At 72.0% G+C, this 7,996-nt stretch carries 5 protein-coding genes; all 5 read right to left on the minus strand.

The window, feature by feature from the left end; genetic code table 11:
* Window positions 1-6 precede the first annotated feature (6 nt).
* Window positions 7-1,695, minus strand: a complete 1,689-nt coding sequence (locus tag ACIREO_RS22100; protein ID WP_404112864.1) for an acyl-CoA dehydrogenase family protein — start codon at window positions 1,693-1,695, stop codon at window positions 7-9.
* Between the two features lie 106 nt (window positions 1,696-1,801).
* Window positions 1,802-1,999: an acyl-CoA carboxylase subunit epsilon gene (locus tag ACIREO_RS22105; protein WP_404112867.1), complete on the minus strand. Its 198-nt coding sequence runs from the start codon at window positions 1,997-1,999 to the stop codon at window positions 1,802-1,804.
* On the minus strand, window positions 1,996-3,555 hold the full coding sequence (locus ACIREO_RS22110; RefSeq protein WP_404112870.1) for an acyl-CoA carboxylase subunit beta: 1,560 nt from the start codon (window positions 3,553-3,555) through the stop codon (window positions 1,996-1,998). Before ACIREO_RS22110 ends, ACIREO_RS22105 begins: the two co-directional genes overlap by 4 nt.
* Window positions 3,552-5,066, minus strand: a complete 1,515-nt coding sequence (locus tag ACIREO_RS22115; RefSeq protein ID WP_404112873.1) for an FAD-dependent monooxygenase — start codon at window positions 5,064-5,066, stop codon at window positions 3,552-3,554. The genes ACIREO_RS22110 and ACIREO_RS22115 overlap by 4 nt, the downstream gene beginning before the upstream one ends.
* A gap of 54 nt (window positions 5,067-5,120) precedes the next feature.
* Window positions 5,121-7,901 carry an alpha/beta fold hydrolase gene (locus ACIREO_RS22120; RefSeq protein ID WP_404112876.1) on the minus strand — a complete coding sequence of 927 codons (2,781 nt, stop codon included), beginning with the start codon at window positions 7,899-7,901 and terminating at the stop codon, window positions 5,121-5,123.
* Window positions 7,902-7,996: the final 95 nt, after the last annotated feature.

Genomic DNA, 7,996 nt, shown 5'->3' on the forward strand with positions numbered 1-7,996 from the left:
TGCCGCTCAGTCGGTTAGGCGCGACGCGGTCAGCCAGGCGTGGCTGACCTTGGCGTAGTCGGGTTCCGCCGCGGCGCCGAGGCGGCGGAAGTGGCCGGCGGTGCGGTGCAGCGCCTCGGTGCAGTGGATGTCGGCCAGGGACTGCGGGTCGCCTCCCCATGGCAGGGAAGCCTCGTCGGCGGTCCGGCTCAGGTGGCTTGCGCGGGCGAGTGCCGAGGAGCAGGAGAACAGCTCACCCGCGATCATGCTGATCAGAGCGAGCGTGTCCTGTCGTTCGAACAGAACCTCCCGGTCCGGGTGGTTGCGGACCAGTTCCCGGCACCGTGTGTGCAGTTCGGCGGTCAGCCGGACAGTCTCGAGCAGGTGCCCCCGGTTGGCGGGGGTGAGTTCGGCGTCGGCGGTATCGGCGTTCACGTCCGTGCCGGTGTCCGTGGAGTCGTCCACCGCGCGGTAGAAGCCGGCCAGCAACAGCTTCGCCGCCTGGTGGTCGAGCCTGAAGTCGACGTTCCCGGCGATCCGCAGACCGCGCGCGTCGCGGTAGGCCCGCTCGACCGGCAGCGGGTCGGCGCCGCGCCGCCGCTTGCTCCGAGCGGTCTCGAACCCCTCGGCGCCCAGCAGCGACACTGTACGGTCCACGACACGGCCCGCGGCCAGCGTGAGGATGTTCTTGGCGAGGAACTGCTCCAGCCACCGGTCCGAGAGCCCGGCTCCCACGAGGCTGGACCGGGCCACGCTGTCCATCGCGAAGACCTCCGCCACCGTCAACGCGACCAGGCGCTGGATCTGGTCGAACTCGCCGAGGTCCCGGCCGTCGATCCGCCGTCGGGCCACGAAAGAACGGGACCACTCGGCGCAGTTCTCGGCAATGGCCAGGGCGGGCGCGCCCGTGAAGTGGATGCGGCCGACGAGGGCCAGGAACGCGATGGCGGTGGGCAGCTGATCGCCGTCCCCCTCCACCAGCACCCGCTTCCGGGGGACTCGGACGCCGTCGAAGGCCAGCGATCCGTTCGGAAGCCCGCGGCTGCCCATGAACCCGATCCGGGAAACGACGCGGAAGCCGGGCGCGGCGGTGTCGACGTAGGCGACCCCGAGCCGCTGCCGGTCGGTGTCGAGGAGGGTCACCGAGACCGGCAGCAGATCAGCCACCGGGCCGTTGCCTATGAAGAGCTTCTCGCCGCGCAGTTCGTAGGCCGTGCCGTCCTCGGTGGGGGTCGCGGTCAGCGCCGGCCAGGTGTTGTTCTGGCCCGTCCGGTCGGTGTCCCCGAAGCCCGATACGACTCCCTCGGCGATCCGCGCCCGCACGTGGTCGCGCAGTTCGCCCTCGGGAAGCGCAGGGAGCAGCGCGGTCGCGCCGACCCCTGCCTGGATCGCCATGACCTGACCGGCCGTGACCGACCAGCGGGCCGCCCGGACGATGGCCCGGAAGGCCTCGTACGAGGAGAGGCCGAGGCCGCCCAGTTCCGCCTCCACACACAGCCGTAGCAGACCGCGCTCCTGGAGTCCGTCGAGGAAGCCCTCCGGCAGCTGCCGGGTGCGGTCGAGTTCATCCGGGTCCACGACCGCTTCGACGAATTCGGCCACGGTGGCCACCGCCGCATCGCCGGCGGCTTCCGCCTCGGGCGAAGAATCCGGAAAGGGCTCCAGCAGGTCCCAGCGGAGCCGGCCGGATTCGAGGCCGGCCAGAAATCCGGGCATGCGTACGACTCCTCAACTTTCGGACGGATGCCTTTCGGCCTTCCTGACCATCAAACTAGGAACGGCCGCCCCCTATCGCCAACCCCTGATCCGGTGCGCGGGTCCCCTACCCGGAGCGCCATGAGCCGGCAGGCCGGTGGCCGGGCGGCCGGGCCCGGTCCCAGCCGGCCGCGGCGGGGCCGGCATCGGCCGGGACGGTGGCCACGTTCGCCCACCGCTGTCGCCGGACGGCCAGCAGTACGGCCGTGAGCGCGGCGATGTCCGCCTCGTCGGCCTTCCCGCGCACCACGCGTATCCCGCTCATGTCGGCGCGTTCCCGTGCTTGCGGGACGGGAGTTCGGCGTGCTTGCCGCGCAGCATGCCGAGCGTGCGAATGAGCACGGCCCTGGTGTCGGCCGGATCGATGACGTCATCGATCAGCCCGCGCTCCGCCGCGTAATAGGGGTGCATCAATTCGGTCTGGTATTCCTTTATCTTCTGCTGCCGCACAGCGTCCGGATCGTCCGCAGCTGCTATTTCCCGGCGGAAGATGACATTGGCCGCGCCCTCGGCACCCATGACGGCGATTTCGTTCGTCGGCCAGGCCAGCGCGATGTCCGCCCCGATCGAACGGGAGTCCATCACGATGTAGGCGCCGCCGTACGCCTTGCGGACGATCAGTGAAATCCGTGGCACCGTGGCGTTGCAGTACGCGTAAAGCAGTTTGGCACCGTGCCGGATGATCCCACCGTGCTCCTGGTCGACGCCCGGCAGGAACCCGGGCACGTCGACGAGGGTGACCAGCGGGATGCTGAACGCGTCGCAGAACTGCACGAAGCGTGCGGCCTTCTCGGACGCCTCGATGTCCAGCACGCCCGCCATGGTCAGGGGCTGGTTGGCGACGATGCCGACGACGCTGCCGTCCATCCGGGCCAGTGCGCACAGGATGTTGCCCGCCCAGGCCGGATGGACCTCGAAGAAGTCGCCGTCGTCGACGATCTCCTCGATGACCCGGCGCATGTCGTACGACCGGTTGGCGTCGGCGGGCACCAGGTCGAGCAGGGCCGGGGTGGACCGGTCGGCCGGATCACCGCCGCGCTCCCGCGGCGGTAGCTCCCGGTTGTTCGCCGGCAGCAGTGACAGCAGGTACCGGACGTCCTCCAGGCAGCTCTGCTCGTCGTCGTACGCGAAGTGCGCCACGCCCGAGGTGGACGCGTGCACATCGGCGCCGCCCAGCCCGTTCTGGCTGACCTTCTCGCCGGTCACGGCCTGGACGACGTCGGGGCCCGTGATGAACATCTGCGCGGTGTCCCGGACCATGAACACGAAATCGGTGAGCGCGGGCGAGTACGCGGCGCCGCCCGCGCAGGGCCCCAGCATCACGCTGATCTGCGGGATCACCCCGGAGTTGCGGGTGTTGCGCTGGAAGATGCCGCCGTAGCCGGCCAGGGCCGTGACCCCCTCCTGGATACGGGCGCCCGCGCCGTCGTTGAGACTCACCAGTGGCGCCCCGGAGGACGCCGCCAGGTCCATCAGCTTGTGGATCTTCGCTGCGTGCGCCTCTCCGAGGGCACCGCCGAAGATCCGGAAGTCGTGCGCGTACACGAACACCGCCCGGCCGTGCACGGTCCCCCAGCCGGTGACGACGCCGTCCGTATAGGGCTTCTTGTCCTCCAGGCCGAAGCCGACGGCGCGGTGTCTGCGCAAGGGCTCGATCTCCTGGAACGAGCCCTCGTCCAGGAGCAGTTCGACGCGCTCGTGAGCGGTCAGTTTGCCCTTGGCGTGCTGCCGCTCGGTGGCCTTGCGGTCCGGTCCGCGCCGGGCAACCTCCTTCAGCCGGGCGAGTTCCTCCACCCGGGTGGCGATGGTCGGCGTACTCATCCTGTCTCCTTACGAACGTTGGCCAGCTGGTCGAGCAGTGTGCCGATCCGCTCCATTTCCTCGCGGCCGGTCCCGCTTGCCGCCACATATCCGTCGGGCCGCAGCAGCATGAACCCCGTGCCGCGCCGCTCCAGGTGGCCGTGTGTCACCAGGCCCCGGTACCGGTTCGCCGTCCGCCGCGCCTGCCGCACCAGGTCGCTCCCGGAGACGCCCGAGGTCAGCAGCCGTAGGCCGACGCCCTGCGCGGGCAGCTGGGGCCGGGGTACCCAGTGCGGTGTACGCGTCCCCGGCCGCGGTAGCCGGCCCAGGCCCCAGGCGAACCGGGTGGCGCGGCTCGTGGCCGCCCGGGGGGCACCCGGCCCCGGGAACGCGTCCGGGTAGCGGACGCGCCAGCCGGCCAGCAGCGGCACGAACCAGTGCCGCAGCACCCCGGCGGAGTCCAGACCCCGCCAGGAGAAGTTGCGTATCCGGGCCGCGGTCGGTCCCAGGGTGAACATCCGGATCATCTGGTGTGTCGTGCGCAGCACCTGTTCTGCGGCCTGGCGGCGCTCGGGCTCGTAACTGTCCAGGACCGAGGCGTCGAGCCGTCCCTGCACGACCCCGGCGAGTTTCCACACGAGGTTGTGGACGTCCTGCAGGCCCAGGTTGAGGCCCTGCCCGCCGATGGGAGAGTGGGTGTGTGCCGCGTCCCCGACGAGGAAGGCCCGGCCCTCACGCATCGGAGAGGCGATGCGCTCGGAGCTGGTGAAGGTCCGCAGACTGTCGAGCCGAGAGACCCGCAGGTCGCCGGGTCCGCGCTCGTCGAGGAGCGCCTGGACGGATTCCGCGGTCATCGGGGTGTTCTCCGGGACGGCTGCGGAGACCCGGACGTTGCCACCCGCCATCGGCGCGAAGACGAGCGAGCCGGACCGGCCGAGGAAGTAGTGCACGGCTCCGCGCTCGTACTCGCCGTCGATCCGGCCCTCGGCGAGCAGGAAGGTCATCGTGACGCGCTCACCGGCGAACTCGCTCCCGATCCGGTCACGGACCGTGCTGCGGACGCCGTCCGCGGCGATCAGCCACTCGGCCTCGATCGTCTCGGTGCCGGCCGGGCCCTCGGCCGTGACCACCACGCGCTCGTCGTGGACGGCCACCCCGGTGACGGTCCTGTCGCGTTCTATCTTCCCGCCGAGCCGCTCCAGTTCCTCTTCCAGCAGCAGGTTGGTCTGCTCCTGCGGCAGGAGCAGCGGCTCGTTGTGCGCGCCGAGCGTGATCCGCAGGCTGCGGCCGCCGGCCAGGTGGTAGTTCATGGCCCGGACCTTGAGCCCGCGGCTCTCCGCCTCGCCCTGGATCCCCAGACCCCGCAGGACCTCCAGGGCAGGCGGCCAGAGCTGGAGCGCGCGGGTGCCCTTGCTGCGTTCGGGCGCGGAGTCCAGTACACGTATCGGGACACCGAGTCTCAGCAGTTCACATCCGGCCGCCATGCCCGCGGGGCCGGCTCCGGCGATCAGCACGGGGGTGGTCATCGTCATCCCGTTCCTTCGTTGTCGATTGTCTGTTGTCCTTCACCGGATGTCTGTTGTCCTTCACCGGACGGCCGGGCAGGAGGCCTGGCAGAGAGCCCCGTCCAGCCAGGCGGCCATCGAGGCCGCGGTCTTGTGCGCGCTGTCCTCGATCAGGTCGAAATGGTCACCGGGCACGTCCACGGACCAGTGCGGCAGCGGCCAGACGGCTCGCCTCTCCTCGTCCGCCGACTCCGTGAGCGGCCGCGCGGCCCGCACCAGCAGCGCCGGCGTCTCGATCGCACCCGGCTGCCAGTCCGTGACGAGGCTCAGGTACGCCCCCATCGCCGTCAGCCGCGTGTCGTCCAGGGGGACCACCTCGCCGGCCCGCCCGGCCATGGCGGCCAGCAGTCCCGGAGCCGTCCGGGCCAGGAGGCCCGAGTCCGGAGGATAGGTGTCCAGCAAAACCAGGCCCTCGGGCACGGCGTGGGCCCGCTCCTCCAGCCGCTGGGCGACGGCGTGTGCGAGGATCCCGCCTGAGGAGTAGCCGACCAGGACGAACGGCCCGCCCGCCGCGCGCCGCAGCACCGCCTCGGCGGCCGCGTCCACGAGTGCGCCCAGGCTCCCCGGGACCCGCTCGCCGGGAAGGAACCCGGGCAGCGATACGGCGGCCACGTCCCGGGTGCCGGCGAACGGCGCGGCGAGCCGGGCGTACTGGTGGCAGCCCGAAGTCGCCAGCATGGTGGGGAAGCAGATCAGCGCGGGCTTCTCGCAGCCCTGGGCAAGCAGCACACTTTCCGGGATGTCGCCGGGCCCCGGATGCTCGAACGTGTCACGCAGCCGGGCCGCCTCGGACAGTCCGGTGAGGTCACCGTGGAGCAGGGAGCGCTCGAACTGCGCGCGGATCGTGCTCCCGGCCGGGGATTCCCCGCCTGCCGGGCTGTCCGTCCGGCCTTCCGTCCCGGCGAGGACCTCCGTGAGGATGTAGTCCGTGAGCTCGTCCGGCGTGCGCAGTTCGAAGATCTTCCGGGCGGCGATGCGCAGCCCGGTCGCGGCGGACAGCCGGTTGCGCAGTTCCACGGTGGTGAGCGAGTCGAGGCCCATCTCGAGGAACGCCCGCCCCAGGCCGATCGCGGCCGGGTCGCGGTGCAGGACTGCCGCTGTGTGTGTCCGGACGGCGTCGAGGACCAGCGCCCGCCGCTCCGCGGGCTCCCTGCCGGCGAGGTCCGCGAGCAGCGCGACTGCCTCGGCGCCGCTGCCGCCTCGCCGCTGCTCCCGCTCCTGCCGTACCCGTCTGACCTGCGGCACCTCGGCCAGCAGGGGCCGCTCGTCGGACAGGGTGTCCAGATAGCGTTCCCAGTCGACATCGGCGACGACGGTGACCGGCCCGCTCTCCTCGCCCGCCGCCCGGCCCAGGGCCGCCCGCAGGGCTTCCACGGCCCGGGCCGGCGCCATCGCGGGGGTGCCGCGCCCACGGAGCCGGTCCAGACGTTCGGCGTCGGTGTCCTCGTCACCGGACAGGACGTCGCTCTCCCAGAGTCCCCAGCCGATGGCGGTGGCCGGCTCGCCGAGCCCGGAGCGGTGCACGGCCAGCGCGTCGTGGTAGGCGTGCCCGGCCGCGTACGCTGCCAGGCCCGGGCCCGCCCCGAACGCCGAGGCGATCGACGAGAACAGCACGAAGGCGGAGACGTCCGTGCCCGCGGTGAACTCGTGCAGGTTCCACGCCGCGGCCGTCTGCGCCCGGACCAGCCCCTCGAACAGTTCGGGGTCGATACCTTCCAGGGCGTACTCCTCCCGGGTGTCCTCGGTGTGCACCACCGCGGTCAGCGGCGCGTCGGCCGTGATCACCGCCGACACCGCCGCGAGCTGTGCCCGGTCGGCCGGATCGCACACCACGAAGGTGGTCCGGGTGCCCGATTCGGCGAGTTCCGCCCGGAGTTCTTCCCGCCGCCGGGCGGGCACCTCCCGGGTGGAGGTCAGTACGAGGTGCTCCGCGCCCCATTCGGCCAGGGCTCGGGCGACCTCCGTGCCCACCGGGCCGGTGCCGCCGGTGACCAGTACCGTGCCGTGGGCCTGCCAGACGTCCGCCGGGCCGGCTGTCGCGAGCACCGGGACCAGCCGCCGCGCGAGCAGTCCGGCAGGGCGGATCGTCAGCTGGTCCTCACCGCGGAGGCCGCCGCCGAGCACTCCGGCCCACCGGGACCGCGCCTGCGCGTCGACGGCGGTGGGCAGGTCGATCAGCCCGCCCCACAGCCGCGGAAACTCCAGTCCGGCGACCTGGCCCAGACCCCATACCGGTGCCTGGCCGGGAGCGGTGAGTGGGTCGGACGAGCCTGTGGACACGGCTCCCTGCGTCACGGCCCACAGGGGCGCGGCCGCCTCGCTGTCCGCCAGTGCCTGGAGCAGTCGCAGGGTGCCCGTGGCGGGAAGCAGGGACAGCACCCCGGAGAGCTCCCTGCCGTGGGACCGAAGGACCGCCCCCAGTTCGGCACGGGTCGCACCCTCTTCGCCGTCGGTGAGGGGGGCCGCGCAGGCGCCGTGTTCGGTCAGCATCCGCGCGGCGGACGCGGCGAGCCGCTCCTGACCCGGTGCGGCGGCGACGATCCAGGTCCCCGAGAGGGCGGCACCGGCCGGCGGGTTCACCGGGCGCCAGGCGATGGCGTACCGCAAGGAGTCGGCCTCGGCGCGCGAGGTGCGGCCGCGGTACCAGTCCGTCAGAGCGGGCAACACCTGGGCCAGCGCCTCGTGATGCCCGGTCCCGATCGTCTCGGCGAGCGCCTGGAGGTCCTGTCCCTCGACCGCCTGCCAGAAGCGGGCGTCCCCGCTGTCGGCGTGGACGTTCCGCGCGCCTTCAGGCTTGGTCACCCAGTAGTGGGTGTGTTGGAAGGGGTAGGTGGGGAGGTCCACGGTCTGGGTGTTGTGTGTGGTGTTTGTTTGTTGCCAGTTGACGGGTGTGCCGT

This window comes from Streptomyces sp. NPDC102441 (assembly GCF_044765585.1).
GTDB lineage: Bacteria > Actinomycetota > Actinomycetes > Streptomycetales > Streptomycetaceae > Streptomyces.